The sequence below is a fragment of the Streptomyces viridosporus T7A genome (assembly GCF_008704515.1).
GTDB classification, from domain to species: Bacteria; Actinomycetota; Actinomycetes; order Streptomycetales; family Streptomycetaceae; genus Streptomyces; species Streptomyces viridosporus.
In genome coordinates this window covers 6,036,898-6,062,083 of the sequence record NZ_CP023700.1, presented here as the reverse complement: position 1 = coordinate 6,062,083, position 25,186 = coordinate 6,036,898, and the positions used below count along the sequence as shown (strand labels likewise).

General features: G+C 72.7%; 19 protein-coding genes and 1 pseudogene. 6 read left to right on the top strand and 14 right to left on the bottom strand.

Annotation, left to right across the window (positions count from 1 at the left end):
* Nucleotides 1-4: 4 nt before the first annotated feature.
* The 3 genes from CP969_RS27985 to CP969_RS27975 all read left to right on the top strand — a co-directional run bounded on the left by CP969_RS27985 (nucleotide 5) and on the right by CP969_RS27975 (nucleotide 3,392).
* Nucleotides 5-943 carry a sucrase ferredoxin gene (locus tag CP969_RS27985; protein WP_016824365.1) on the top strand — a complete coding sequence of 313 codons (939 nt, stop codon included), beginning with the start codon at nucleotides 5-7 and terminating at the stop codon, nucleotides 941-943.
* Between the two features lie 98 nt (nucleotides 944-1,041).
* A complete protein-coding gene (locus tag CP969_RS27980; protein ID WP_004982537.1) occupies nucleotides 1,042-2,712 on the top strand; it encodes a sensor histidine kinase in 1,671 nt (556 codons plus the stop codon).
* Nucleotides 2,712-3,392: a response regulator gene (locus CP969_RS27975; RefSeq protein WP_016824366.1), complete on the top strand. Its 681-nt coding sequence runs from the start codon at nucleotides 2,712-2,714 to the stop codon at nucleotides 3,390-3,392. The genes CP969_RS27980 and CP969_RS27975 overlap by 1 nt, the downstream gene beginning before the upstream one ends.
* Before the next feature lie 80 nt (nucleotides 3,393-3,472).
* Here CP969_RS27975 and CP969_RS27970 read toward each other — a convergent pair whose 3' ends face one another.
* The 3 genes from CP969_RS27970 to CP969_RS27960 form a co-directional block, all read right to left on the bottom strand.
* Nucleotides 3,473-5,065, bottom strand: a complete 1,593-nt coding sequence (locus tag CP969_RS27970) for a solute symporter family protein (RefSeq protein ID WP_016824367.1) — start codon at nucleotides 5,063-5,065, stop codon at nucleotides 3,473-3,475.
* Nucleotides 5,062-5,499, bottom strand: coding sequence for a DUF485 domain-containing protein (locus CP969_RS27965; RefSeq protein ID WP_016824368.1), 438 nt, complete (start codon nucleotides 5,497-5,499; stop codon nucleotides 5,062-5,064). Before CP969_RS27965 ends, CP969_RS27970 begins: the two co-directional genes overlap by 4 nt.
* Nucleotides 5,500-5,730: 231 nt before the next feature.
* Nucleotides 5,731-7,854, bottom strand: coding sequence for a DNA gyrase/topoisomerase IV subunit B (locus CP969_RS27960; protein WP_004982547.1), 2,124 nt, complete (start codon nucleotides 7,852-7,854; stop codon nucleotides 5,731-5,733).
* A 439-nt stretch (nucleotides 7,855-8,293) separates the two neighbouring features.
* Between CP969_RS27960 and CP969_RS27955 the strand changes: the two genes are divergently transcribed.
* Entirely contained in the window at nucleotides 8,294-8,524 is a 231-nt protein-coding gene (locus tag CP969_RS27955) for a DUF7455 domain-containing protein (protein WP_004982549.1), read from the top strand.
* Between the two features lie 159 nt (nucleotides 8,525-8,683).
* Here CP969_RS27955 and CP969_RS27950 read toward each other — a convergent pair whose 3' ends face one another.
* From CP969_RS27950 to CP969_RS27940, 3 genes are all read right to left on the bottom strand, one after another.
* Nucleotides 8,684-9,505: a S1 family peptidase gene (locus CP969_RS27950; protein WP_016824369.1), complete on the bottom strand. Its 822-nt coding sequence runs from the start codon at nucleotides 9,503-9,505 to the stop codon at nucleotides 8,684-8,686.
* Between the two features lie 157 nt (nucleotides 9,506-9,662).
* Nucleotides 9,663-11,192, bottom strand: coding sequence for an RNA polymerase sigma factor (locus CP969_RS27945; RefSeq protein WP_004982552.1), 1,530 nt, complete (start codon nucleotides 11,190-11,192; stop codon nucleotides 9,663-9,665).
* A 423-nt stretch (nucleotides 11,193-11,615) separates the two neighbouring features.
* A complete protein-coding gene (locus CP969_RS27940) occupies nucleotides 11,616-12,500 on the bottom strand; it encodes a FadR/GntR family transcriptional regulator (RefSeq protein WP_004982554.1) in 885 nt (294 codons plus the stop codon).
* A 548-nt stretch (nucleotides 12,501-13,048) separates the two neighbouring features.
* On the opposite strand from CP969_RS27940, the gene CP969_RS34765 reads away from it, so the two are divergent.
* A complete protein-coding gene (locus CP969_RS34765) occupies nucleotides 13,049-13,399 on the top strand; it encodes a DEAD/DEAH box helicase family protein (protein ID WP_016824372.1) in 351 nt (116 codons plus the stop codon).
* 466 nt (nucleotides 13,400-13,865) lie between these two features.
* On the opposite strand, the pseudogene CP969_RS34760 reads toward CP969_RS34765, so the two are convergent.
* From CP969_RS34760 to CP969_RS27895, 8 genes and pseudogenes are all read right to left on the bottom strand, one after another.
* A pseudogene (locus CP969_RS34760) lies at nucleotides 13,866-14,757 on the bottom strand (ATP-binding cassette domain-containing protein); the annotation flags it as partial.
* Nucleotides 14,758-14,880: 123 nt separating this feature from the next.
* Nucleotides 14,881-15,639 carry an NUDIX hydrolase gene (locus CP969_RS27925; protein WP_016824374.1) on the bottom strand — a complete coding sequence of 253 codons (759 nt, stop codon included), beginning with the start codon at nucleotides 15,637-15,639 and terminating at the stop codon, nucleotides 14,881-14,883.
* A gap of 244 nt (nucleotides 15,640-15,883) precedes the next feature.
* Nucleotides 15,884-17,599, bottom strand: a complete 1,716-nt coding sequence (locus CP969_RS27920; RefSeq protein ID WP_223887113.1) for a DUF4192 domain-containing protein — start codon at nucleotides 17,597-17,599, stop codon at nucleotides 15,884-15,886.
* A gap of 115 nt (nucleotides 17,600-17,714) precedes the next feature.
* Nucleotides 17,715-18,473: an iron ABC transporter ATP-binding protein gene (locus tag CP969_RS27915; RefSeq protein ID WP_020476672.1), complete on the bottom strand. Its 759-nt coding sequence runs from the start codon at nucleotides 18,471-18,473 to the stop codon at nucleotides 17,715-17,717.
* Nucleotides 18,470-19,540, bottom strand: a complete 1,071-nt coding sequence (locus CP969_RS27910; protein WP_004982566.1) for an iron chelate uptake ABC transporter family permease subunit — start codon at nucleotides 19,538-19,540, stop codon at nucleotides 18,470-18,472. The genes CP969_RS27915 and CP969_RS27910 overlap by 4 nt, the downstream gene beginning before the upstream one ends.
* Nucleotides 19,533-20,507, bottom strand: coding sequence for an ABC transporter permease (locus CP969_RS27905; RefSeq protein WP_016824378.1), 975 nt, complete (start codon nucleotides 20,505-20,507; stop codon nucleotides 19,533-19,535). Before CP969_RS27905 ends, CP969_RS27910 begins: the two co-directional genes overlap by 8 nt.
* A 40-nt stretch (nucleotides 20,508-20,547) precedes the next feature.
* Nucleotides 20,548-21,579 carry a siderophore ABC transporter substrate-binding protein gene (locus CP969_RS27900; RefSeq protein WP_016824379.1) on the bottom strand — a complete coding sequence of 344 codons (1,032 nt, stop codon included), beginning with the start codon at nucleotides 21,577-21,579 and terminating at the stop codon, nucleotides 20,548-20,550.
* Nucleotides 21,580-21,826: 247 nt separating this feature from the next.
* On the bottom strand, nucleotides 21,827-23,986 hold the full coding sequence (locus CP969_RS27895) for a RecQ family ATP-dependent DNA helicase (RefSeq protein WP_016824380.1): 2,160 nt from the start codon (nucleotides 23,984-23,986) through the stop codon (nucleotides 21,827-21,829).
* Nucleotides 23,987-24,341: 355 nt separating this feature from the next.
* Here CP969_RS27895 and CP969_RS27890 point away from each other — a divergent pair, with 355 nt between their 5' ends.
* Nucleotides 24,342-24,956, top strand: a complete 615-nt coding sequence (locus tag CP969_RS27890; RefSeq protein ID WP_016824381.1) for a hypothetical protein — start codon at nucleotides 24,342-24,344, stop codon at nucleotides 24,954-24,956.
* Nucleotides 24,957-25,186: the final 230 nt, after the last annotated feature.

The following is a 25,186-nucleotide window of genomic DNA, read 5'->3' as shown; positions in this document are numbered from 1 at the left end:
CTGTGTGAGTACGTGCTCAACCACCTCCCGCGAGCTCGACGAGCCGGTCGCGGGAACCGCGGCCACCGCGAGGACCTGGCTGCTGCTGGAGCAGCCCGGCCCGTGGGGTGCCAAGGCGCTCACCTCGAGCCACCTCGATCCCGCACTCGGTCGCGCCCTGGAGGCCGCCGCGCGGGACACCAGGGTGCGCATCGCGCTCATACGCCGTCCGGGGCGTCACGCGGACCGCCGCACACCCGCCGCGCGCCGGGTGTACGCGGGCCACACCGTCCCGGGGCGCACCTGGCTGCACACCGCCACGATCACGGACCCCGCACGGCTGCTCGACCTCGACTTCGCCGCACTCGGCCGGGGCGAACCCGCCGGCTTCGACACCGCGCTCGACGGACGGCCCCACGAAGGCGACCCCCTCGCCCTCGTCTGCACCAACGGCAAGCGTGACCGCTGCTGTGCCCTCCTCGGGCGGCCCCTGGCGGCCGAACTCACCGCCTCCGGCGTCGAGGGCGTCTGGGAGGTCACCCATCTGGGCGGTCACCGCTTCTCCCCCACGGTGCTCGTCCTGCCGTACGGCTACGCGTACGGCAGGGCCGGGGCGCATGCCGTCAAGGAGGTGCTGCACGGCGTGCGGGAGGGCCGGGTCGTGGTCGAGGGGTGCCGCGGGAGCTCCGCCTGGGAGCGTCCCGGCCAGGCGGCCGAACTGGCCGTGCGCGGTGCGGTCGGCGAGTACGCCGCGCAGGCCCTGAGCGTCGTGCGGACGGACGGTGCGGCCGGGCGCTGGGAGGTGACCGTCGCCCACGCGGACGGACGCCGGTGGCTGGTCGAGGTCGCCCAGGGCGCGTCCCTCCCGCCCCGCCCGGAGAGCTGCGGGTCGGCGCTGGGCTCGCCCGCGCGGATGGACGTGGTGGCGGTCCGCGAGGTCGCCGTGACGGCGCTGGCGAGCTGACCGTCCCGCGCACGCGCCCGTCCTCCCCGCCGGGTGGGCACGAGATCCGCACCCCACCCCCGCGGCGCCCCGCACCCACCCGCGTACCGTCAGGGGGCATGAGCCCCACTCCCCCCGCACGCCGTCTGCGCCTCGGCCTGCCCCGGCGGGTGTTCTCGCAGGTCCTGCTGATGCAGCTGGCGATCGCCGCGGGGGTCGCGGTGCTCGCCACCGGGCTCTTCCTGGCACCGCTCGGCGAACAGTTGGACGACCAGGCGATGCGGCGGGCCCTCGCGATCGCGCAGACCACCGCCCAGAGGCCACGGCTCGCCCACGACCTGCGGAGCACCCCGCCGTCGCCGGACGGACCGGTGCAGCGGGAGGCGGAACGGATCCGGAAGGCCACCGGGGCCGAGTACGTCGTGGTGCTGGACCGGCGAGGGGTGCGCTGGTCGCACACCGACCCCCGGCGGATCGGCGGTCCGGTCTCCACCGACCCGGGCGAGGCCCTGGCCGGCCGCGAGGTCATGGAGATCGACGACGGCACCCTGGGCCGTTCCGCACGCGGCAAGGTACCGCTGCGCGACGAGGCCGGCGAGATCGTCGGGGCGGTCTCGGTCGGCATCGCCTACGACAGCGTCCGGGACCGGCTGATCCACGCCGTCCCGGGACTCTTCGCGTACGCGGGCGGTGCCCTGGCCGTCGGCGCGCTCGCGGCCTGGCTCATCTCCCGGCGGGTGCAGCGGCAGACCCGCGACCTGGCCTTCTCCGACATCTCGGCGCTGCTCGCGGAGCGCGAGGCCATGCTGCACGGCATCCGGGAGGGCGTCGTCGCCCTCGACCGCGGCGGCCGCATCCGCCTCCTGAACGACGAGGCGCAGCGCCTGCTGGGCATCGGCGAGCAGGCCCTGGGCCGTTCCCCCGACGGGGCGCTCGGCGCGGGGCGGACCGCCGATGTGCTGGCCGGGCGGGTGACCGGCACCGACCTGCTCACCGTCCGGGGGCAGCGCGTCCTGGTCGCCAACCGCATGCCGACCGACGACGGCGGCGCCGTCGCCACCCTGCGCGACCGCACCGAACTGGACCGGCTGGGCCGGGAACTGGACTCCACCCGCGGCCTGATCGACGCGCTGCGCGCCCAGGACCACGAGCACGCCAACCGCATGCACACGCTGCTGGGACTGCTCGAACTGGAGATGTACGACGACGCCGTGGAGTTCGTCGGCGAGGTCGTCGGCGAGCACCGGGCCACGGCGGAGCAGGTCACCGAGAAGATCCGGGACCCCCTGCTGGCCGCCCTGCTGGTGGGCAAGGCGACGGTCGCGGCCGAGCGCTCGGTCGCCCTGCGGGTCGCGGACCGGACGCGGCTGCCGGACCGGCTGGTCGACTCCCGGGGACTCGCCACCGTCGTCGGCAACCTGGTGGACAACGCCCTCGACGCCGTCGCGGGCACCCCGCACGCGCGCGTGGAGATCGAACTGCGCGCGGAGGGACGCACGGTGGTGCTCGTGGTGCGGGACACCGGGCCCGGAGTTCCGCCGGAGCACCGCGAGTCGGTCTTCACCGAGGGCTGGTCGACCAAGGAACCGCCGGCCCACCGCGAGCGCGGCATCGGGCTCCCCCTGGTGCGCAGGTTCGCCGAGCGGCAGGGCGGCAGCGCGGCCGTCGCGGAGGCGCCCGGCGGAGGCGCGGAGTTCACCGTCGTCCTGCCCGAGGCCCTGACCGAGCCGGCCGCCGCACCCGCTCTCACCGGGGGCCCCGCCCCGCGGTCCACCACGGAGGAAACGTGATGATCGAAGTTCTGGTCGTGGACGACGACGTCCGGGTCGCGCGGGTCAACGCCGCCTACGTCGAGAAGGTGCCCGGTTTCCGGGTCGCCGGGACGGCGCACGGCGCGGCCGAGGCACTCGCCGCTCTGGAGGCGCCGCCCCGGCCGGACCTCGTTCTCATGGACCACTACCTGCCCGACGGGACGGGGCTCGAGGTCGTCCGGGAGATGCGCCGGCGCGGCCACCCGAGCGATGTGATCATGGTGACGGCCGCGCGCGACGTGTCCACCGTGCAGGCGGCGATGCGCCACGGCGCCCTGCAGTACCTGGTCAAGCCGTTCGCCTTCGCCGGTCTGCGCGCCAAGCTGGAGGCGTACGCGGAGCTGCGCCGCACCCTCGACGGGGGCGGCGAGGCGGAGCAGGCGGAAGTGGACCGCATCTTCGGCACCCTGTCGGCGTCGGCCGAGCCCCGACTGCCCAAGGGGCACTCGCCCACCACCGCCGAGCTGGTGCGGCAGGCCCTGCTGCACGCCGACGGCCCGCTGTCGGCCCAGGAGATCGCCGAACGCACCGGGGTGAGCCGCCAGACCGCCCAGCGCTATCTGAAGCTCCTGGAGCGCACGGGACGGGCCACGCTGACCCTCAAGTACGGCGACGCGGGCCGCCCGGAGCACCGTTACGCGTGGGCGACCCGCGCCTGAGGGCACGGCCCGTGGGGGAGGGGAAAGGAACCGTGCCCTCCTCCCTGCGAATACCGACGCCGTCCGTCCCCGCCGGTGGCCTACACCGCTCCCGCGCCGGTCAGTGAGCGGACCTCGGTCTCCGCGTGCCTGGCCTCGTCGGGGACCTCGGCCGAGGTGGCCGTGCCGATCCAGCCCGCGAGGAAGCCCAGCGGGATGGAGACCAGGCCCGGGTTCTGCAGCGGGAAGAGCTGGAAGTCGACGCCGGGGAAGAGGGCCTCGGGGCTGCCGGACACCACGGGGGACAGCAGCACCAGCACCACGGCCGGCACCAGGCCCCCGTAGACGGCCCACACGGCACCCCGTGTGGTGAAGCCGCGCCAGAACAGGGAGTAGAGCAGCACGGGCAGGTTGGCGGACGCGGCGACGGCGAAGGCGAGGCCCACGAGGAAGGCGACGTTGAGGTCGCGGGCCAGCAGGCCGAGGGCGATCGCGACCACGCCGATGCCGACGGCGGCGAGGCGGGCCACGGCCACCTCGCTGCGCGGTTCCCCGCGCCGCCGCCGCAGGGAGGCGTACAGGTCGTGGGCGACCGACGCCGAGGAGGCGAGCGTGACCCCGGCGACCACGGCGAGGATGGTGGCGAAGGCGACCGCGGCGACGATCGCGAAAAGCACCGTTCCGCCCGTGGATCCGGCCCCGCCGCCCAGGTCGAGCGCCAGGAGGGGCACCGCCGTGTTCCCGGACGTGCTCGAGGCGCGCACGGCGTCCGGACCGACGAGGGCGGCGGCGCCGAACCCGAGCACGATCGTCATCAGGTAGAACCCGCCGATGAGCCCGATCGCCCAGACGACCGAGCGCCGTGCCGCCCGCGCGGTGGGGACGGTGTAGAAGCGGGACAGGATGTGCGGCAGCCCGGCCGTGCCGAGGACCAGCGCGAGTCCCAGGCTGATGAAGTCCAGCCGCGCGGTCCAGTCCCCGCCGTAGGCGAGCCCGGGTGCCAGGAACGCCTCCCCGTGACCGCTGCGCTCGGCCGCCGTGAGCAGCAGCCGGTTGACGTCGCCGTGGAACCGCAGCAGGACCAGGACGGTCAGCGCGACGGTGCCGCCGAGCAGCAGGACCGCCTTGACGATCTGGATCCACGTGGTGGCCCGCATGCCTCCCAGCGACACGTAGATCACCATGAGCGCGCCGACCCCGATGACGGTCCAGGCCCGCGCCGCCTCGCCGGTGCCCCCGAGCAGCAGCGCGACGAGGCTGCCCGCGCCCACCATCTGCGCCACCAGGTACAGGACGGAGACCGTGACCGACGAGGTTCCGGTCGCGACGCGCACCGGACGCTCCCGCATGCGCGCCGCGACCACGTCGGCGAGCGTGAACCGCCCGCAGTTGCGCACCAGCTCGGCGACCAGGAACAGGACGACCAGCCAGGCCACCAGGAAGCCCACCGAGTAGAGCATCCCGTCGTAGCCGACGAGCGCGATGAGTCCGGAGATGCCGAGGAAGGAGGCGGCCGACATGTAGTCGCCCGCGAGGGCAAAACCATTCTCCATCGGCGAGAAGAGCCGGCCGCCGGCGTAGAACTCCTCCGCGGAGCCGTGCCGGTGGCGGCTCACCCACGTCGTGATGCCCAGCGTGACCGCGACGAACGCGCTGAACAGCAGCAGGGCCAACGTCTGGTGGTCGCCCGTCATGCCGCGCCACCTCTTTCCCGCGCCAGCTCCTGGGTGTCCCAGCGCAGTTCCAGCGCCGCCCGGTCCCTGCGCAGCCGCGCGTGCCGTGCGTAGGCCCAGGTGAGCAGGAAGGTGGTCAGGAACTGCGCGAGCCCCGCCAGCATGCCCGCGTTCACCGCGCCCGCCACGGGCCGCGCCATCCACTCCGGCGCGGCCGTGGCCGTCACGACGTACGCCACGTACCAGGCGAAGAAGAGCGCGACCGCCGGGACCACGAACCTCCGGTACCGGCTGCGCACCTCCCGGAAGGCCTCGCTGCGCTGGACCTCGAGGTAGACGTCGGCCGGGGCCCGGTCCTCCCCCCGCGTCGCCGGCACCGCCGCCGACGCCCCCGCGTCGGCCGACTCGCCCCAGCCCGAGGCCAGGGCGTCGTACCAGGGATCGTCGTACCTCATGTCCCCGGCTCCCCCGCCGGGAACCGGGGGGTGGTCGTCGACGTGCCCGGCAAAACTCACATGGCCGTCCCCGCCCGCGCGGGTACGGCCGTCGCTCGACTGCATGCCCAAGGATGGACAGAACGGGAAGATCCCCGACTCTTCTTCCCGTTCCTCTTCACCCCATCAGGTGACCCGGCCTCGCGGGCGCCCCCTCGGGCGATCCGGCCCCCGTGGGCGTCCGGGCGGCCGCTAGGCGTCGATGCGGGACCGGTCCAGGGTCGCCGCGGAGCTGGAGATGAACTCCTTGCGGGGGGCGACGTCGTTGCCCATGAGCAGGTCGAAGACCTGCTCGGCGGCCTCCAGGTCGGTGAGGTTGATCCGGCGCAGGGTGCGGTGGCGCGGGTCCATGGTCGTCTCGGCCAGCTGGTCGGCGTCCATCTCGCCGAGGCCCTTGTAGCGCTGGATCGAGTCCTTGTACCGGACGCCCTTGCTCTGGAACTCCATGAGCTTGTCGCGCAGCTCCCGGTCCGAGTACGTGTAGACGTACTTCTCCTGCCCCCTCTTGGGCTGGACCAGCTCGATGCGGTGCAGCGGCGGCACCGCGGCGAACACCCGGCCCGCCTCGACCATGGGCCGCATGTAGCGGTGGAACAGCGTCAGGAGCAGGGTGCGGATGTGGGAGCCGTCCACATCGGCGTCGGTCATCATGATGATCTTGCCGTAGCGGGCCGCGTCGATGTCGAAGGTCCGCCCCGACCCCGCTCCTATGACCTGGATGATCGCACCGCACTCGGCGTTCTTCAGCATGTCCGTCACGGACGACTTCTGAACGTTGAGGATCTTCCCGCGGATCGGCAGCAGCGCCTGGAACTCCGAGTTCCGGGCGAGCTTCGCCGTACCGAGCGCGGAGTCGCCCTCGACGATGAACAGCTCGCTGCGGTCGACGTTGTCGCTGCGGCAGTCGGCCAGCTTGGCGGGCAGCGTGGAGGACTCCAGAGCCGTCTTGCGGCGCTGGGCGTCCTTGTGCTGACGGGCCGCGATGCGGGTCCGGGCCGCGGCGACGGCCTTCTCCAGGACGACCCTCGCCTGCTGGGCGGCGTCCCGCTTGGTGGAGGTCAGGAAGGCCTTGAGTTCGCGGGAGACGACGGTGTTCACGATGCGGCGGGCCGCCGAGGTGCCGAGGACCTCCTTGGTCTGGCCCTCGAACTGCGGCTCGGCCAGGCGGACCGTGACCACCGCCGTGAGGCCCTCCAGGGCGTCGTCCTTGACGATGTCGTCCTCGGCCACGCGCAGCATCTTCTTCGCGCGCAGCACCTCGTTCATCGTCTTGGCGACGGCCTGCTCGAAGCCGGCGACGTGGGTGCCGCCCTTGGGGGTGGCGATGATGTTGACGAACGACCTGACCGTCGCGTCGTAGCCGGTCCCCCAGCGCAGCGCGACGTCGACACCGAGCTCGCGGGTGACCTCGGTGGGCGTCATCTGGCCGTGCTCGTCGAGGACGGGGACGGTCTCCTTGAAGGTGCCCTGCCCGGTGAACCGGAGGGTGTCGCAGACGGGCCTGTCGGTGGCCAGGAACTCGCAGAACTCACTGATGCCACCGTCGAAGCGGAACGACTCCTCGCCCTTGCTGCCCCCCTCGCCGAGCCCGTACTCGTCGCGGACGACGATGGTCAGGCCGGGCACCAGGAACGCGGTCTGGCGGGCGCGCTGGTGCAGCGTCTCCAGGGAGAGCTTGGCGTCCTTGAGGAAGATCTGGCGGTCGGCCCAGTAGCGCACACGCGTGCCGCTGCGGCTCTTCGGGATCTTCTTGACCTTGCGCAGTCCGTTCCCGGCCTCGAACTTCCCGTCCGGGCCCCCGGCGGCGAAGGCTCCGGGGACACCGCGCCGGAAGCTGATCGCGTGGGTGTGCCCGCCGCGGTCCACCTCGACGTCCAGCCGCGCGGACAGGGCGTTGACGACGGAGGCGCCGACGCCGTGCAGACCGCCGGAGGCGGCGTACGAGCCGCCGCCGAACTTGCCGCCCGCGTGCAGCTTGGTCATGACGACCTCGACGCCGGAGAGGCCGGTCTTGGGTTCGACGTCGACCGGGATGCCGCGGCCGTTGTCCCGGACCTCCACCGAGCCGTCGTCGTGGAGGACCACCTCGATGCGGTCGCAGTAGCCCCCGAGGGCCTCGTCCACGGAGTTGTCGATGATCTCCCAGAGGCAGTGCATCAGACCCCGGCTGTCGGTCGATCCGATGTACATGCCGGGGCGCTTCCGCACGGCCTCGAGCCCCTCGAGGACGAGCAGGTGCCGCGCGGTGTAGTTGGAACCGTCCCGGTCTGCTCCTGCCAGCAGAGCTGTGGACGGCACGGACGTATCGGCGGTCACGCGGTTCGCTCCTCGCTGAATTTCAGGTGGGGCCCTCATGGGTAAGGGCGCGACTTCGGTTAACGGTGAGAGGGTACCGAGGCCTGGTAGAGCCGTTGTAACGCCACCCTCGCCCGAGTCCACCCTAGTCGAGAGTCGCATGCCTGTTCGATCGCTCGATGGGGTGAAGCACACATCACGTTCCCTTCGAGGCATGAACCATTTAGGCTCCGGGCACGTCCTCATGAACAACCGGCAACCCTGCCGGGAGGGCGGACCACCTATAAGAACGCGAATCCGTACGACACATCAGACACGCACTACGGCACATTCGCCGCCAACCGGCAGCAGCCAGCCGTCTCGGAAGATTTTTTCGAGGAGAAGCCGCGAGCGGGAACGTTTGGGGCTGGTTGGATGTTGACCCTGGTACGACAGCTCGTCGAGCTAGAGAAGAGGCGACGTGACTACTGTTCTGACCCCCGCGAGCCCGCTGACGGCCGCCGATCGCTGCGACCGCTGCGGCGCCCAGGCATACCTGCGCGTCGTCCTGCTGAGCGGCGGAGAACTGCTCTTCTGCGCCCACCACGGCCGCAAGTTCGAGCCGGAACTCAAGAAGATCGCCGCTGAGATACAGGACGAGACGGAGCGGCTGACCGCTCCCCGGGCGACCGCTCCCGACGAAGAGCGCTGACGCCTCGCGTCCGACGACGAGCCGACCGGCACAGGCCGGCGGACGGGCGGCTCCCCCCTTTCCCGGGAGGCAGCCGCCCGTCTCGCGCCCCGGAGCCCTCCGGGGACCGCTCGGACCCGTCGGACGCCCCTGCGGCCCTCCTGTCGGCCTGTGCGCCGCCTACCCGAGGGCCCGCACGACGGCGGACACCCGCGTGTACACCCCCGGGCTGCCCGCCCAGCCGCAGCCCGCTCCCCAGGACACCAGGCCTATCAGCCGCCCCTGGGCCACCAGCGGCCCGCCGCTGTCCCCCTGGCAGGCGTCCCGGCCCCCTGCCGTCTCTCCCGCGCACAGCATCGTCTCGGCGCGGTACGTCCCGGCAGGACCCCCCGGATAGGCTTTCTCACACAGCGTGTCGGGCTGCACACGCACGCGTGCCGCGTGCAGACTGCCCGCATAGGCGCCGGAGCCCGTGGTGTCCCCCCACCCGTAGACGGTGGCCCGCGTACCCACCCGGTACGCGGGGTCGCCCGCCCCCGCCATCTCGATGACCGCGCCCGAGGGAAGCGGCTCGGCCAGGGTGAGCACGGCGAAGTCGCCGGAGTTGGTGGCACCGTCGTAGGCCGGATTCACCCAGGTCTTGCGCACCGCTATCTCCTGGCCCCGGTCCGAGAGCAGGTCCGCGCGCCCCGTGATGACCCTGAGGTCGGGTATCCGGTCCGGCGGCGCTCCCAGCACCTCCTCGTCCATGCAGTGGGCCGCCGTGAGCACGGTGGTCCGGCCGACCGCCACACCTCCGCAGAACTGACCGGCGTGCGTACCCCCGAACCGGTCACGGCTGGACAGTGCCACGGTCCAGGGACTTTCCACCGCATCGACCGGGAAGCCGCCGACGACGATGCTGTCGGCGGCCGCCGGAGCGGCGGCGGCCATCGGTATGACGGTCGTGACGGCCGCGAGAACCAGAGGCCGGGCCAGGGCCCGGACGAGACGACGACGCATGCACGCTCCTCACACTGGGGTGGTCGTGGAACACCCAGAGTGATCCACCCCGCCGTGGGGCGCACCCGCGCGCACCGCGAAGGCCCGGCCCCCGGGAACGGGGGCCGGGCCTTGTGCGGACACGTCGTACGCCCGCGCCGCGCGACGACCGGACCGACTAGTCGAGGTAGTCGCGCAGCACCTGGGAACGCGACGGGTGGCGCAGCTTCGACATGGTCTTGGACTCGATCTGGCGGATGCGCTCGCGCGTGACGCCGTACACCTTGCCGATCTCGTCGAGGGTCTTCGGCTGACCGTCGGTGAGACCGAAACGCATGGAGACGACGCCCGCCTCGCGCTCGGACAGGGTGTCGAGGACGGAGTGCAGCTGCTCCTGCAGAAGCGTGAAGCTGACCGCGTCGGCCGGGACGACCGCTTCGGAGTCCTCGATGAGGTCACCGAACTCGCTGTCGCCGTCCTCGCCCAGCGGGGTGTGCAGCGAGATGGGCTCGCGGCCGTACTTCTGGACCTCGATGACCTTCTCCGGGGTCATGTCGAGTTCCTTGGCCAGCTCCTCCGGGGTGGGCTCGCGGCCCAGGTCCTGGAGCATCTGGCGCTGCACGCGCGCGAGCTTGTTGATGACCTCGACCATGTGCACCGGGATGCGGATGGTGCGGGCCTGGTCGGCCATCGCGCGGGTGATCGCCTGGCGGATCCACCAGGTGGCGTACGTGGAGAACTTGTAGCCCTTGGTGTAGTCGAACTTCTCCACCGCGCGGATCAGACCGAGGTTGCCCTCCTGGATGAGGTCCAGGAAGAGCATGCCGCGGCCGGTGTAGCGCTTGGCCAGGGAGACCACCAGACGGAGGTTGGCCTCCAGCAGGTGGTTCTTGGCGCGGCGCCCGTCCTCGGCGATGATCTCCAGCTCGCGCTTGAGCTTCGGTGCCAGCTTGTCGGAGTTGGCCAGCTTGTCCTCGGCGAACAGGCCCGCCTCGATGCGCTTGGCGAGCTCGACCTCCTGCTCGGCGTTGAGCAGGGGCACCTTGCCGATCTGCTTGAGGTAGTCCTTGACCGGGTCGGCGGTGGCGCCGGCGGCGGCGACCTGCTGGGCGGGGGCGTCGTCCTCGTCCTCGTCGGAGAGCACGAAACCGGCGCTCTCGGCGCCCTCGGGCTCCTCCGCGACCTTGGTGTCCTCGAGGACCTCGTCGTCGACCAGCTCGACGTCGTCCTTCTTGGCGGTGGTCTTCTTGGCGGCCGTCTTCTTGGCCGTGGTCTTCTTCGCCGCCGCCTTCTTGGCGGTGGTCTTCTTGGCGGCCGCCTTCTTCGCGGGCGCCTCCCCCTCGGCGGCGGGGTCGGCGGCGGAGGCGGCGGGCGTGGCGGTGGCTGTGGCCTTCCGGGTGGTCGCCGCCTTGGCCGCGACCGTCTTGGTGGCGGTGCGCTTGGCAGGGCTCTTCGCTGCGACGCTCTTGCGGGTGCGCTTGGGTTCTGCGGCACTGACCATCAGCGTCACACCCTCTTCCTCGAGGATCTGGTTGAGGCTGCGCAGTACGTTCTTCCACTGAGTGGCCGGAATCTGGTCGGCTTCGAAGGCCCGACGCACGTCATCGCCGGCGATCTGCCCCTCAGCCTTTCCCCGCTCAATGAGCGCCATGACAGAGACGGACTCGGCGATCTCCGGCGGGAGCGTACGGGATGTGCTGGCCGACACGAACAACCTCTCGGAACGTTGGAAAACGGCTTCCGGCCCCGTCCACGACGGACAGGAGCCGACCACCGGCTTGGGGATGGGCCGACGGTGCGGGCGGGGGCCGGGAGATGCACAGCGCCTTCGACGGCGTCCGTATTCCTCCGCGGCTGTCACCTCTTAGGTCATCGCGTTCTTCCCAGGAGCGTTACGCCCAATCCGCGTGGCCCGAGTCACACCCCGTAAGTATTCAGAAACCGTCAGACAGGTGCAAAAACTTTCATTCGGGACGAGGGGGGTACCTCTTCGGGCCTCATACCCCCTTTTCGCCGTCGGACCCCGCGGGATCGTCGACGATCCCGCGGGGTCCGGCGGGGGACGGCTCATCGGTGGGGCGCTGCCACAGGAGGGGATGGCAGGCCGGACCGCACCGTCCGCGGAACGCGTTCAGTGCTCGCGCGGAGCGGGCACCACGCGTTCGACCTCGGGGTGAACCGTGAGGAGCTGGCGCATGGCCGCCTCGGCCGCCGCGCCGTCGCCGTCGGCGAGGGCGTCGACGATCCTGCCGTGGTGCGCCAACGACGCTTCGTTCGGCCGCTCACAGCCCGTGACCGGGCCACCCGACACCTGGAGCGCCGCGGACACGATCCCGGAGAGGTGCTCCAGCATGCGGTTGCCGGCGACCTGGATGAGCAGCGAGTGGAACTCGGCATCGGCACGGGCGAACGTGAGCGCGTCGCCCTGCCCCATCGCGTGGCCCATGATCTCCACCATGTCGGACAGACGCTGCTGGACGTCCTCGCGTCCATGGCCGGCCGCCAGCCGGGCGGCGAGCGGCTCGATCGTCCAGCGCAGCTCACTGAGCTCACGGCGCTGGTCGTCGCGCTGCGGCCCGAAGGCCCGCCACTCGATGATGTCCGGATCGAGCAGGTTCCAGTCACTGACGGGGCGCACCCGCGTGCCCACGTTCGGGCGCGCGCTGACCAGGCCCTTGGCCTCCAGGACGCGGAGCGATTCGCGCACGACGGTGCGGGAGACCTCGAAGCGCTGGCCGATCTCCTCGGGCACCAGCGGACGGTCGGCGCCCAGATCGCCGGAAACGATCATCTGACCCAGCTGTTGGACGAGTTGGCCGTGCAGCCCGCGTCCACGGCTGCCCGCGGCACGACGGCTCACGCGGCCCAGCTCCGGATCCGTCCCCTCCCAGGCAGGGGCCCCGACGCGGTCGGCGGACGCCTCGGCGTAGGGGTAGCGGTCGAGCCCGCCCGAGTTCGCGAGGCCGGAGTCTGCGGAGCGGGCGGCGGTCATCATGGTGTGCGCAAGGGTACTCACGCATCCTTTGTCGGCGTCAGCCCCAACTCCCTTGAGGGCTTTGGTGAAAAGCACACGAAAGGGTGATCGCTCACCTCGTCGCAATTGACGCCTTATCGGAAAGAAACGGACTTTTCCCGGGGAGTTGTGGCCACGGACGCATCGATCCGTGCACGGGCGGCCGTCATCGAACCCTGCTCCGCGGGGTCGTGAGCAGACAGGCGCAGAGCAGCACCGCCAGCGACAACACCAGCGCACCGCCCACGGGTTGGGCGACCACCCGCAGCACCGTCTCCAGATGGCGCTCTCCCCCGGAAGGCCACCGGAGCGACAGTCTTCCCGCACCCGCGCCGGGAACCCGGTCGTGGCGCGCGCCGACGGTCCTTCCGCCACCTTGTGCACGAGGGGACGGCGAGGAGGGGGACGGCGACGACCACGGCGAGTCCGGCGGTGGCGGACCGGAAGACGCCCGCGGCCAGCACACCGGCACAGGCACATCCCACCACGAGCCCGAGCCGGCCGGCGCCCAGCGGGAACCAGTCGGCCGGAACCTCCACGACCTCCGGCCCGTGGACGAGGTGGAGCAGTTCGGCATCGCACCCGACGGTCAGGACGGCCGGCACCAGCGCGGCGCCCGAGGCGACCAGGAATTCGGCGGTCAGCAGCCCCAGCCGCAGGGGCACGGTGCCGCGGTCCGCCGCCAGGGTGGGGTGGCGGAACTCGTCGCCGAAGGCCGGCGCGCCGAGCAGCCCCGCGCCGCGGGCGGCAGCGGCAACCGGCGCGGCCACGCGGCCAGCAGACGTGGCTGCGGAGTGTGCCCGACGCGTGCCAGCGGTACGGCGGTGAGCGCGGGCACGGCGAGCACACCGGCCCCGATGAGGAGCCCCGTGCCGACGCCCGCGGGACGGCGGATCTCGTAGCGAAGAGGACGGAGGGGGCTGGGGCGGACCGGACGGAGAGGGGCGGCGGAAGCTCCGCCGGGGCGTCGCAGGTGCGCTCGGACCGGTTCGCGGGGGCCGCGGCGGGGCGGTGGGCTTCTCCCCCTGCGGGGGCTTCCGGCTCCCGCAGGCCGGAGTGCGGGGAGGCGGGCCGGCCGTCACCGGCCGGAGCGCCGGTGCGGTGCCGCGGGGCGGCGGCGGGCGCCGGTCGCCGGTCGCCGGTCGTCCGCCGCGTGTTCCGCAGCGGCTGCCGTGGAGGGCGGCGGGACGGCGGCGGGGTTCTCAGGTGCTTCCGCCGTGGAGGGCGGCGGGGTGTCCACGGCTGGGGGCGCCGGTGCGTCGACGGCCGAGAGCGCCGGTCCGCCGATGGCGGGAGCCGCCGGTCCGCCGGTGGCCCGTTGCGGGTGACCGGTCCGGGCCCGCGCGTCATCACCGGCGGCCCGGGGCGGGTCGGCGACGTCCGCTCCGGGCCCCACGCCTCCCACCTCGCGGCGAGTCGGTGCACGACGGTGCCGTGCCGGAACGCGGTCTCGCCGACCTCCGCACAGGTACTGCCGTAGACGCGGAGGCGGTTGCCGCCTTCCGGTACGACCTCCACGGAGCGCCGTGCGGTGCGGGCCTCCTTCGCGAACAGCGCGGAGAGGCGTGCGGCGTGCGGACCGCGGACGGCGACGCGGGGGCGCAGTCGGGTGCGTGAGAAGTCCCCGGCCTCCTGGTCGGCGACGGCCCTCCCCCGCTCCAGCGTGACCACACGGTCCGCGGTCCCTGCGGTCTCCTTGGGATCGGCCGTCGTGCACAGGACGGTGCCCCCTGGGCCGCGTACGCCCGGAGCATGCCGTGGAGCCATCGGTTCTCGCGGACGGAGAGTCCGTGCCCGGGCTCGTCGAGCACGAGCGTGTGCGGGTCCGCCGGCAACGCGCAGGCCGGTCCGAGTCGGCGGTCCGTACCGCGCGACAGCGGGCCGAGGCGTTCGTCCCGCGGGTTCACCAGTTCCACGGCTTCGAGGACTTCGTCGGCACGGCGGACCGGGACGTCCGCGGCGGCACACAGCACGCGGAGGTGTCCGCGGATCGTTCGGGCGGGATGGCCGGGCACGCCACCCAGCAGAACGCCGACCTCACGGGAGGGATGCGCGATGCGGTGCAGCGGACGGCCCCTGAAGTGAGTGACGCCGCGCCCCGGTCGGGGTTCGGGCATGAGGCCGAGCGCTGTCGTCCTGCCGGCGCCCGGCGCTCCGAGCGGCACGGTGACGCGCCCCGCGGGCGCCTCGAAGGAGACGTCGTCGACGGCGGGCGGAAGCTCCTTGCGGGGCCGCTGGTCGGTCCGATGGCCTGGATCACCCGAAGCAAGGCAGCGCGCCCTATCGGATTTTCCGGGCGCCGCAGGGACCGCTGCCGACGGGGAGAACACCCTCGTCAACCCGTGTTCGCCGTCCGCCTCCCCGCGCGGCCGCGCTCTTCGCGTCAGACCTCGGGACGCAGCATCGGGGGGTTGAGCAGGGTGGCTCCGCCGGCCCGGAAGAGCTGCGCGGGACGACCGCCCTGGCGGGTGGTCGTCCCCCCGGTGGGGACCAGGAAGCCCGGCGTGCCGGTCACCTTGCGGTGGAAGTTGCGCGGGTCGAGCGCCACGCCCCACACCGCCTCGTAGACACGGCGCAGCTCGCCGACGGTGAACTCGGACGTGCAGAAGGCCGTCGCCAGGGACGAGTACTCGATCTTGGACCGGGCACGCTCCACCCCGTCCGCCAGGATCTGGGCGTGGTCGAAGGCGAGCGGCGCGACCGGCTCGCCGTCCCGGCCGTAACCGCCCTGCTGCAGCAGTTCCTCGACCGGCGCCCAGCGCGCGTTGCTGGCGTCACCGCCCGCCCGGGGTGCGGGCAGGTCGGGGGCCAGGGCCAGGTGCGCGACGCTGACGACACGCATCCTGGGGTCGCGTTTGGGATCGCCGTAGGTGGCGAGCTGCTCGAGATGAGCACCGTTGTCCTGGGCGGGCACGGCCGGGTCGTGCACCCGCAGCCCCGTCTCCTCGGCCAGTTCCCGCGCCGCCGCCTGCGCCAGGTCCTCGTCGGCCCGTACGAAGCCGCCGGGGAGGGCCCAGCGCCCCTGGAAGGGCGGCTCTCCCCTGCGCACCGCCAGCGCGCACAGAGCATGACGGCGCACGGTCAGCACGACCAGGTCCACGGTGACGGCGAAGGGCGGAAAGGCTGACGGATCGTAGGGCATGTGGCGATCATAGTCGTCTGCCTGACGATAAGCACTCCTTTCGCCGTCCGCATCGACCGCTGGTCCGCTTCGCTCCGGCACGGTTCTCGGCACACCCCGCGGAGCGGCCTGCGGCAGCGCGTCGCGCCCGGCCACGCCCCGGCCGGAGCCCGCCGGCCCCTTCCCCGTCCGTGGCGGGGCCGAGCCGGCCGCCTCCCGGGCCCCTTCCGGTCCCGCCGCCCCGGTCACCGGTCCCCCCGCCCGTTCACTCGTTCCCTTCGCCGCTCCGGCCCCCGGGTTGTGCGCCTCCCGGCGAGGCGTCGCGACGGCGTGGGGCGTCCGGCTTCACCGGGCCCGGACGCACGCCGCCCGGACGCGTACGGCTCCCGGCCCCGGGATGCGTGCCCCCCGCCGCCGCGCGCGGACGCGGGACCCGGGTGCTCCGGCGGGTCCCCTCCGCCCGCACCCGGAGAGGGGAGCAGTCGCCGGAGCCGGAGGTGCGCGTGCGGCGCCGGCGGCGCGAGGAGGTCCCACCCGGACCGGAAGCCGCATGGTCGGGTGCGGTGCGTCCGGGCGCGGCGGGTCGGGGGTCCGCGGGCTCCGAGACCTCGGGCCCGCACCCGCTGTTCCCTTCGATGTCCGCGACCGGCCCGTCGGAGGCCGCCCGCCCGCGCTCCGCACGTTCCTCGCGCTCCTCGCGCAGGCAACGGCGGATCGACTCCGGGTCGAGCCCTTCGTTGCAGGCCTGGTGCAGAAGACGGGCGAAGAGGTAGTCGGGGTCGGCGCCCAGGGCCATGGCGAGCGCCTCCCGGGCCTCCAACTCGTCACCCGTGGACCAGGCGACCCATCCGGCGAGGGTCAGGGGAGCGGCCGCGTGTTCGCCGTACGCCCCCACACAGCGGCGCGCCAGGGCCCGCCACAGACGGAGGGCGGCGCCCGCTTCGTCCCCCTCCATCCACTCGGCCGCGCGGTCGCGCGTCGTGCGGTCCTGCAGGCCCAGAATCAGTGTCGCGGCCTCGTCGTGTCCGAGCAGCGCGTCGTCCCGCAGGTCCGCCGGGAGCGCGCCGGTGACAGCCGGAGCGCCGGCGAGGCGGTCCCTGATCTTCTCGGCGAGCTCCAACGTCTCCTCGGCGACCTCGTGCCGTCCCGCCGCGTCGAGGATCCTGGGGATCAGGGCCGCGCCGGCGGCGTCCAGGGCGGCCTCCTGTTCGAGGGCCGCGGGGTTCTCCCAGGGCAGGAGCCTGGCGCGCAGCTCGCGCAGTGTGCCGCGGACCTGGATCCCCGCGTAGGCGGCAGCGGCGGCCAGGACCGAGGTGCCGGGCAGGCCCATCGGCGTCCCCTCGGCCGGGCAGCAGCCCTCGTTGTCGCAGCAGTAGGACCAGAAACGGCCGCCGGAGACGCACAGGGCCTCCACCACCGGGACGTCGAGGGCGCCGCACTCCAGGCGCAGCGCGTGGGCGAGCGGTCCCAGCCGCTCCTTGACCTGGCGGCCGGATTCGCCCTCGGCCGGCTCGCGGCAGAGGAAGACGACCATCTGCTCGGGCCGGGCGCCTCGGCGCTCGCTGCCCGTCACCAGGCCGTGGGCCAGTTGCCGGGCGGCACAGGGCCAGTCGTCCGGTTTCGCGGGGATGCCGAGCCGGGCACGGCCGCCGAACCGGCCCCGCCCGTCCTTGTCGTGCAGGGCGACCAGCACGATGCTGTCCTCGGGGCGGTACCCGAGCAGGTAGGGCAGCGCATCGGCGAGTTCGGCCGGTGTGCGCAGGGTGACCTGCCGTGCGTCGCCGTGGTGCTCGTACGCGGTGCAGGTGATGTCCGCGGCGCGCGGTGCGCCGCCTTCCTCGTCTCCGGGCCCGCGGGGGCCGGGAGGCGCGGTGCGGCCCGCGGGTGCATCGCGCTCCGGGGAACCGGGGTGTTCTCGTCCGTCACACCCGGGAATGTCGCCGTTTCCGGAGGGTCCGACCATTTCGCTGTGGTTCGTCATGGGGAGACGATCTCGCGGAATTCATTGTTCCGTTTCCCTCTGTGGACAAGTCCGGTCAGGGACACCTCATGAGCGGCGGGCGTGCCCGTCCGCGCACCGGATCCGGGCCGGCGGTTCAGCGGTGGTGGACGGCCAGCGGACGGCCGTCGACCTCGTGCACCTGGACCGGGGTGTCGAAGATCCGGGTGAGGAGATCGGGATCCATCAGCTCGGCCGGGGTGCCGTTGGCGACGATCGCGCCGTCCCGCAGGGCGATGATGTGGTCGGAGTAACCGGCCGCGATGTTGATGTCGTGCACCACCAGGACCACGGTCTTGTTCAACTCGTCGGCGGCGGAGCGCAACTGCTCCATCATCCGGACCGCGTGCTTGATGTCGAGGTTGTTCAGCGGCTCGTCGAGCAGCGCGTAGCGGGTGTCCTGGGCCAGCACCATGGCGACGTAGGCGCGCTGCCGCTGACCGCCGGAGAGCTGGTCGAGGTAGCGGCCGGCCAGGTCGCCCAGGGCGAGGAAGTCCAGGGCCCGGTCGATGTGCTCGTGGTCCTCGGCGGTGAGCCGCCCCCGGCTGTGCGGGAACCTGCCGAAGGCCACGAGTTCCCGCACGGTGACCCGGGCGGTGAAGTGGTTGTCCTGGCGCAGGATCGCCAGCCGCCGGGCCATCTCGGCCGACGGCGTGCGGTGCACGTCCGTGCCGTCCAGCAGCACCGTGCCGGAGGTGGGGGCGGCGAGTCGGCCGAGCAGAGTGAGCAGCGTCGACTTGCCCGCGCCGTTCGGCCCGATCAGCGAGGTGATGCCGCCCTCCTCGATGCGGCCGCTCACCGGACCGAGGACGGTGCGGTCCCCGTAGGACTTGACCAGATCACGGAACTCGATCACAGGGTGCCCTTCTTGAGCAGGTAGGCCAGGAAGACCACGCCGCCGAGGAACTCGATGACGGTGGTGAGCATGCCGGACGCGTACACGATGTGCTCCATCGTGAACTGGCCGACGAGCAGGGTGAGCAGGCCCATCAGGAAGGCCATCGGCAGGACGACGGCGTGCCGGTGGGTCCCCGAGAACTGGTAGGCGAGCAGTGCCGCAGTGAACCCGAAGAAGGTCATCGGACCGACCAGCGCGGTCGACATCGCGACCATCAGCGAGACCACGATCAGCGCGCCGGTCAGCTCCCCGCGGTGGTTCAGGCCCAGTCCGGTGGCCGCGTCCCGGCCCAGCAGCAGCACGTCGAGCCGGTGCCGCCGCCGCCACAGGTAGAGGCCGGCCGCGGCGCACACGGCGAAGGCGAACGGGAGGTGCTCCGCCCCCACCGATCCGAGGCGGCCGAACAGCCGCGCGGAGAGCACGTCGTAGTCCGCGGGGGCGAGCATGCGCTGGAGGAACAGCGACAGGCTCTCGAAGGCCACCCCCAGCACCACGCCGGCCAGCAGCAGCACGTGGAGATTGCCGGTGGGACCGCTGAACAGCCACCGGAACAGCACCGTCGTGAAGGCGACCATCAGCACCGTCTGCACGACCAGCTTCGCGAGCCCGTCGGTCGCGGCCAGTACGGTGCCGCCGAAGAAGAACACCATCAGCGTCTGCATCAAGGTGTAGACGGCGTCGAAGCCCATCAAGGACGGGGTGAGGATCCGGTTGTGGGTGACGGTCTGGAACACGACCGTTCCCACGCCCTGGGCGAAGGCCGCCACGACCATGGCGCCGACCAGGGTCAGCCGCCGCTCGATCGCGAAGTCGAACGACCCCTTGACGAAGAGGAACAGGAAGCAGAGCGCGGCCACCACGACGGCGCCGCCGGCCACGAGGAGGCGTGTGCGCGGGCTCGGGCCGCGGCGGCGCCCCTTCTCCGAGGCGCCCGGCGCCGACCGCGGGTGACGGCCGGGGGCCGCCGGGCCGGAGGTGCCGGGGTCCGGGGCGGCCGGTACCCGAACGGCTGCGGACTCAGGCATGGACGGCTCCCCCTCGTACGAACCGGCGCAGGATCAGGCTCAGGAAGATGACGGCCCCCACGGCACCGAGGATCACCGAGGCGGGGATCTCCAGCGGGGCGACGACGGTGCGGCCGATCAGGTCGCACACCGTCAGCAGGGCGACACCGCCCAGCACCGCCCAGGGCAGGTTGGAGCGCACGTCGTCGCCGCGCACCATGGAGACCAGGTTGGGCACCACCAGTCCGAGGAACGGCAGGAAGCCGACCACGATGGAGGTCACACCGGTGGCCAGCGCCACCATCGCCAGGCCCAGGTACAGGATCCGGCGGTAGGACAGGCCCAGGCTCACCGCCATGTCCCGGCCGAGACCGGCGATGGTGATCCGGTCGGCCACCGTGTACAGCACGACGACCAGCACGCCGACCACCCACAGCGGCTCGTAGGTGCCCTTGACCACCGAGCTGAAGCCGCCGGAGCGCCAGGCCGACAGCGTCTGCATGAGGTTGGCGGAGGAGGCGATGTAGGTGGTGACCGCGCCGACCACGGCGCCCAGCATGATGCCGACGATCGGCACGATCACCTGGGAGCGCAGTGCGAGCCTGCCGAGCAGACTCAGGAAGAGCACGGACCCGACGAAGGCGAACACCGCGGCGCACGCCATCTTCACCAGCACCGGAGCGCCCGGCGCCACCAGGGTGAGCAGCAGCACGCCCAGCGCCGACCACTCGGCCGTGCCGGTGGTGGTCGGCTCGACGAAACGATTCTGCACCAGCATCTGCATGATCACCCCGGAGACCGCCATGGCGGCCGCGGCCAGGATGAGCGCCAGGGTGCGGGGCACCCTGGAGATCAGGAACATCCGCCGTGCCTCGGGGTCGTGCAGCAGGGAGTGCAGATCGATGTCGTAACCGCCGGTCAGCAGCGACGCCACCACCAGCCCCAGGACGACCAGCACGGCGCAGGGCAGGGCGAGACGGCGCAGCATGCGCACCTCCGCTCGGGTCCGTGAAGGGATGGGTCCGGGGCTACTCGGCGGCCTTGGCGAAGGCCTCGGCGATCAGGTTGAAGCTCGCCGCGTAGGCCTGGGCGCCTTCGGTCACGTAGAAGTCCGAGGGCAGGTAGACGATCTGGTCCTTGACCAGGAACGTGACGTTCTTCCAGGCGTCCTGCCCCTTCACCAGGGTCTTGGCCGGGGTCGGCGCCTCGCCCTCGCCCTTGAAGACGGCGGCGTCGCGGTCCATCACGATCATCCAGTCGGGGTTCAGTTCGGCGACGGTCTCGGGCGCCAGGCCGGAGTCGTTGTGGACCGCGGTGTCCTCCTGGCCCTCGGCGGCGAGCACGTTCTTCAGGTCCAGCGGCTCGGCCAGCCGACCGATGCGGCTCGCACCGTTGTCGATCTTGCCGCCGTTGGCGACGGCCAGGAAGACGGTCTCCCCGCCGGTCGCCTCGACGGCGGCCCGCTCGGCCGTCTCCAGCTCGTCGACGATCTTCGCGGCCTCCCGCTCCTTGCCGAAGAGCTCGCCCAGCTGCTCGGTCTGCGTCTTCAGCGACGCGACGTACCCGCCCTCGGCCTCGTCCGAGGGGGAGATGTCGATGGTCGGCGCGATCTTCTCCAGCTCGTCCTGCTGCTCGCCGAAGCGGTAACCGCCGATGATCAGATCGGGCTCGGCGGCGTTCAGCTCCTCCAGCTTCGGCTCGCGGTGCGTGCCGACGTCCGCGATGGAGTCGTCGTTCTTCCAGTCGTCGTACCCGGTGGCGGGCAGCAGCCCCTTGGGCGCGGCGACCGGCTTGACGCCCAGGGCCTTCAGGGTGGCGAAGGAGGTGTTGTCCAGCGCGGCGACCCGCTCGGGGTTCTTCGCGACCTTCTTCTCGCCGAGGTTGGTGGTCAGGGTGATCTGCTCCGCGCCCGCGGCGCCGTCCTTCTTCTCGGAGTCGGTGCCGGAGGAACAGGCCGCCAGCAGGGCCACGGAGCCGACGACGGCGCCGAGGGCGATCAGCGGACGGGCGGGACGGGACGAGCGGGGCCGGGACTGGGGCATGATCTGCTTTCTGGTCATGGACGCCGACGAGCGGCGCGGAGGCACAGCACGGACCTGGGGACGGCCGGGCACGGCAAAGCCGCCGGCGGCGAACCGGTGACCTGCAGGAATAAGGATAGCCTTACCTAAATGGCTACCTGCAGGGGCCATGCATTCCTCCCCGGAAGCCTTTCGGCGAGGCCGAGAGGCTTCCTAGCGGCTTCCGCGCGGACAAGAACCCGAGAGCCTCCAAGTGGCTTGGAAGCAGGGGGCTTTGGGGAGCCGGTCAGCCCGCCGTGGCGAGCACCAGCGGCAGGACCTGGTCGGCCCCCGCCCGCCTCAGCAGGCGGGCGGCGACGGCGAGGGTCCAGCCGGAGTCCGTGCTGTCGTCCACGAGCAGGACGGGCCCGGAGGCACCGGCCAGTGCGTCGGCCAGTTCCCCGGGGACGGTGAAGGCCCCGGACAGCGCCCGGAGGCGCTGGGCCGAGTTGCTCCGCCGGGCCGCGTGCGCGCCGCTCGGGCCCGTGTACGCCAGGGTGCCCAGGAAGGGCAGGCGCCCGATGTCCGCCACTCCCCGGGCCAGCGACGCGACCAGCAGGGGCCGGGTCAGGGACGGTACGGCGACGACGCCCACCGGCCGGGCGGGGGCGTCCGGGTCGTTCGACGCCCAGCCCCCCGCGGAGCGCGCCCAATCGGCGAGGACCGTCACCGCGGCCCGCAGGACGTCGTCGGGGACCGGCCCGTCGGGCGCGTCCTCGGCCAGCAGCGGGCGCAGCCGGTTGCCCCAGCCGATGTCCGAGAGCCGCCCCAGGGCGCGTCCGGTGGAGCACTGCTCCGCGACCGGGATGCGGCCCTTGAGGTCGACGCCGAGCGCGGGCATCCCCGTCGGCCACATCCGGCGCGGCTCGACCGTCACCCCCGGGCGGTCCAGCTCCTTCGCCGCCCCCGTCAACGCCTCCGCCGAGACCGAGGGGTCGGCCCAGGCGCCCGCGCAGTTGTCGCAACGGCCGCACGGGGCCGCCCCCTCGTCGTCCAGCTGCCGGCGCAGGAACTCCATCCGGCACCGGTCCGTGCTCACGTAATCGCGCATGGCCTGCTGCTCGGCGGCGCGCTGCCGCGCCACCCTGGCGTAGCGCTCGGCGTCGTACGCCCAGTCGGCTCCCGTGGCCGTCCAGCCGCCCTTCACCCGCTTGACCGCGCCGTCGACGTCGAGCACCTTCAGCATCGTCTCCAGACGGGTGCGCCGAAGGTCCACCGTCGCCTCCAGGGCCGGTGCGGACAGGGGGCGTCCCGCACCTGCGAGGGCCGAGAGGGTCTGGCGGACCTGCGCCTCGGGCGGGAAGGCGGTGTCGGCGAAGTAGCGCCAGATGGCCTCGTCCTCCTTGCCCGGCAGCAGCAGCACGTCGGCGTGGGCCACACCGCGGCCCGCCCGCCCCACCTGCTGGTAGTAGGCGATCGGCGAGGACGGCGAACCGAGGTGGACCACGAAGCCCAGGTCCGGCTTGTCGAAGCCCATGCCCAGTGCCGATGTCGCCACCAGCGCCTTGACCCGGTTCTCCAGCAGGTCGGCCTCGGCCTGCAGCCGGTCGGCGTTCTCCGTGCGCCCCGTGTAGGAGGCCACCCGGAAACCGCGCCGGCGCAGGTAGTCCGTGGTCTCCTCGGCCGCGGCCACCGTCAGCGCGTAGACGATCCCGGATCCCGGCAGCTCGTCCAGGTGCTCGGCGAGCCAGGCCAGGCGGTGCGCGGCGTCCGGCAGCCGGACGACTCCGAGCCGCAGGCTCTCCCTCTCGAGCGGCCCCCGCAGCACCAGGGCCTCGCCGCCGCCGGTGCCCAACTGCTCGGCCACGTCCGCGGTGACCCGCGCGTTGGCGGTCGCCGTCGTCGCGAGCACCGGCACACCGGGGGCGAGTTCGGCGAGCATCGCCCGCAGCCGACGGTAGTCGGGCCGGAAGTCATGGCCCCAGTCGGAGATGCAGTGCGCCTCGTCGACCACCAGCAGGCCGGTCGTGGCCGCGAGCTTGGGCAGCATCTGATCGCGGAACTCCACGGAGTTGAGGCGTTCCGGACTGATGAGGAGAACGTCGGTCTCGCCGCGCTCGACCTCCTCGTGGATGGCGTCCCACTCCTCCGGGTTGGCCGAGTTGATGGTGCGCGCCCGGATACCGGCCCGCGCGGCCGACTCGACCTGGTTGCGCATCAACGCCAGCAGCGGCGAGACGATCACCGTCGGGCCGGAGCCGCGACGGCGCAGCAGGGCGGTGGCCACGAAGTACACCGCCGACTTGCCCCAGCCCGTGCGCTGCACCACCAGGGCCCGCCGGCGCTCCCGCACTAGGGCCGCCACCGCCCGCCACTGGTCCTCCCGCAGCCGCGCCGACCCTTCCGGGGCACCGACGAGCTCGGCGAGGATGGCATCGGCTTCGGTACGCAGCTCCAGGTCGTCCATGCCCCCATGCAACCCGACGGCACGGACAATCGGCCACCTCACCCTGTGTGACGGCCCGCTCGCGCACGCTCCTCGGGAACGCGCCCCTCTGGAAGTCCGCCCCCTCATGGCGTACGAACGTGTCGTGCTCGAACGCCGCGTGCGCGGTCCGGGAGGCAGCGTGTGGGGAGATAAGCCGCGCTTCCCCCGATAACGGGCTGCTGCTCCAATTGCTCGTTGCCGCATCCAAGTTCGACAGGAAGAATTGAAGTCCGCACCCGCACGGCTCACCCGCCGATCAGGTAGGGCTCCGTTGCGTGCGCGCTCCCCCGAATCCGACCCCGCCCGCAGTACGGGCGTAGCCGAAGGGAGGACCGTGACCTTCGGATTCGCTCCGTCCTCGGCGGCACCGCTGTCGACGTCCGCCGCTTCCACCAACCGTGTGCTCGAACCCGCGGAGTGGGCCACCGCGGGAATCCCGCTGCTGCGCAACCCGCGCGAGGTCGTCAGCGGACTGCACGTCCGGCACCGTCCCGGGCCGGCGACCGCGGTGGTCGCCGTGCTCGACCTGGACGAGCGGCTGCGGGCGAGCGCCTCGTTCACCCGCCGCCCCGCCCCCGCGGACGGCTGGATGTTCCGCAACGTGCTGCTGGCCCAGTTGCGCCGGATCATCCCGCACGACCTCCGGCGCCGCACACCGGTGCGCACCGCCGTGCTGCTCTACTGCCGTGACGGCGACGCGCGGTGGACCGAGGAGGACGGTGCGTGGATGTGGGGGCTGCGGGACGCCTGCACCCTGCACGGGCTGCGCTGCGGGGCGTACATCACCCTCACCCGGGACGGCTGGCAGGTGCTCGGTGAAGGTCGCGGCGGGCGCCACCCCAGCGCCGGATCGACACCGGAACCGTTCGCCACGTCCGAGGCACCGCCCCGAATACCGCGCACCGGCGGCGTCCCGTCGGAGATCCTGCGCCGCGCGGCGGCACGCTGACGCCGCGCACGGACCGCTCGCCGCCTCCGTCCTGCTCCCCGGGGCAGGACGAACCGCGGAAGGGCGCGGTGCGCCCGCACGCCACCGCACTCGGCCCGGCGCGGGAACGGCAACGACCACGCGCACATCGGCCCGGCCGGTCCTGCGGTGCACCGGACCCTGAGGGTGCGGACGCCGCGATCGCGGCGCTCGCGTCACTCCTCGTCGTCCGTCCCGACGCCGTGATGCCG

What these genes read in the sequence shown, in the direction of transcription:
- CP969_RS27925 (WP_016824374.1), bottom strand. Translation starts at nt 15,639, where the DNA reads ATGCCCTACGATCCGTCAGCCTTTCCGCCCTTCGCCGTCACCGTGGAC.
- CP969_RS27970 (WP_016824367.1), bottom strand. Translation starts at nt 5,065, where the DNA reads ATGACGGGCGACCACCAGACGTTGGCCCTGCTGCTGTTCAGCGCGTTC.
- CP969_RS27905 (WP_016824378.1), bottom strand. Translation starts at nt 20,507, where the DNA reads ATGCTGCGCCGTCTCGCCCTGCCCTGCGCCGTGCTGGTCGTCCTGGGG.
- CP969_RS27975 (WP_016824366.1), top strand. Translation starts at nt 2,712, where the DNA reads ATGATCGAAGTTCTGGTCGTGGACGACGACGTCCGGGTCGCGCGGGTC.
- CP969_RS27965 (WP_016824368.1), bottom strand. Translation starts at nt 5,499, where the DNA reads ATGAGGTACGACGATCCCTGGTACGACGCCCTGGCCTCGGGCTGGGGC.
- CP969_RS27900 (WP_016824379.1), bottom strand. Translation starts at nt 21,579, where the DNA reads ATGACCAGAAAGCAGATCATGCCCCAGTCCCGGCCCCGCTCGTCCCGT.
- CP969_RS27910 (WP_004982566.1), bottom strand. Translation starts at nt 19,540, where the DNA reads ATGCCTGAGTCCGCAGCCGTTCGGGTACCGGCCGCCCCGGACCCCGGC.
- CP969_RS27980 (WP_004982537.1), top strand. Translation starts at nt 1,042, where the DNA reads ATGAGCCCCACTCCCCCCGCACGCCGTCTGCGCCTCGGCCTGCCCCGG.
- CP969_RS27950 (WP_016824369.1), bottom strand. Translation starts at nt 9,505, where the DNA reads ATGCGTCGTCGTCTCGTCCGGGCCCTGGCCCGGCCTCTGGTTCTCGCG.
- CP969_RS27920 (WP_223887113.1), bottom strand. Translation starts at nt 17,599, where the DNA reads ATGACGAACCACAGCGAAATGGTCGGACCCTCCGGAAACGGCGACATT.
- CP969_RS27895 (WP_016824380.1), bottom strand. Translation starts at nt 23,986, where the DNA reads ATGGACGACCTGGAGCTGCGTACCGAAGCCGATGCCATCCTCGCCGAG.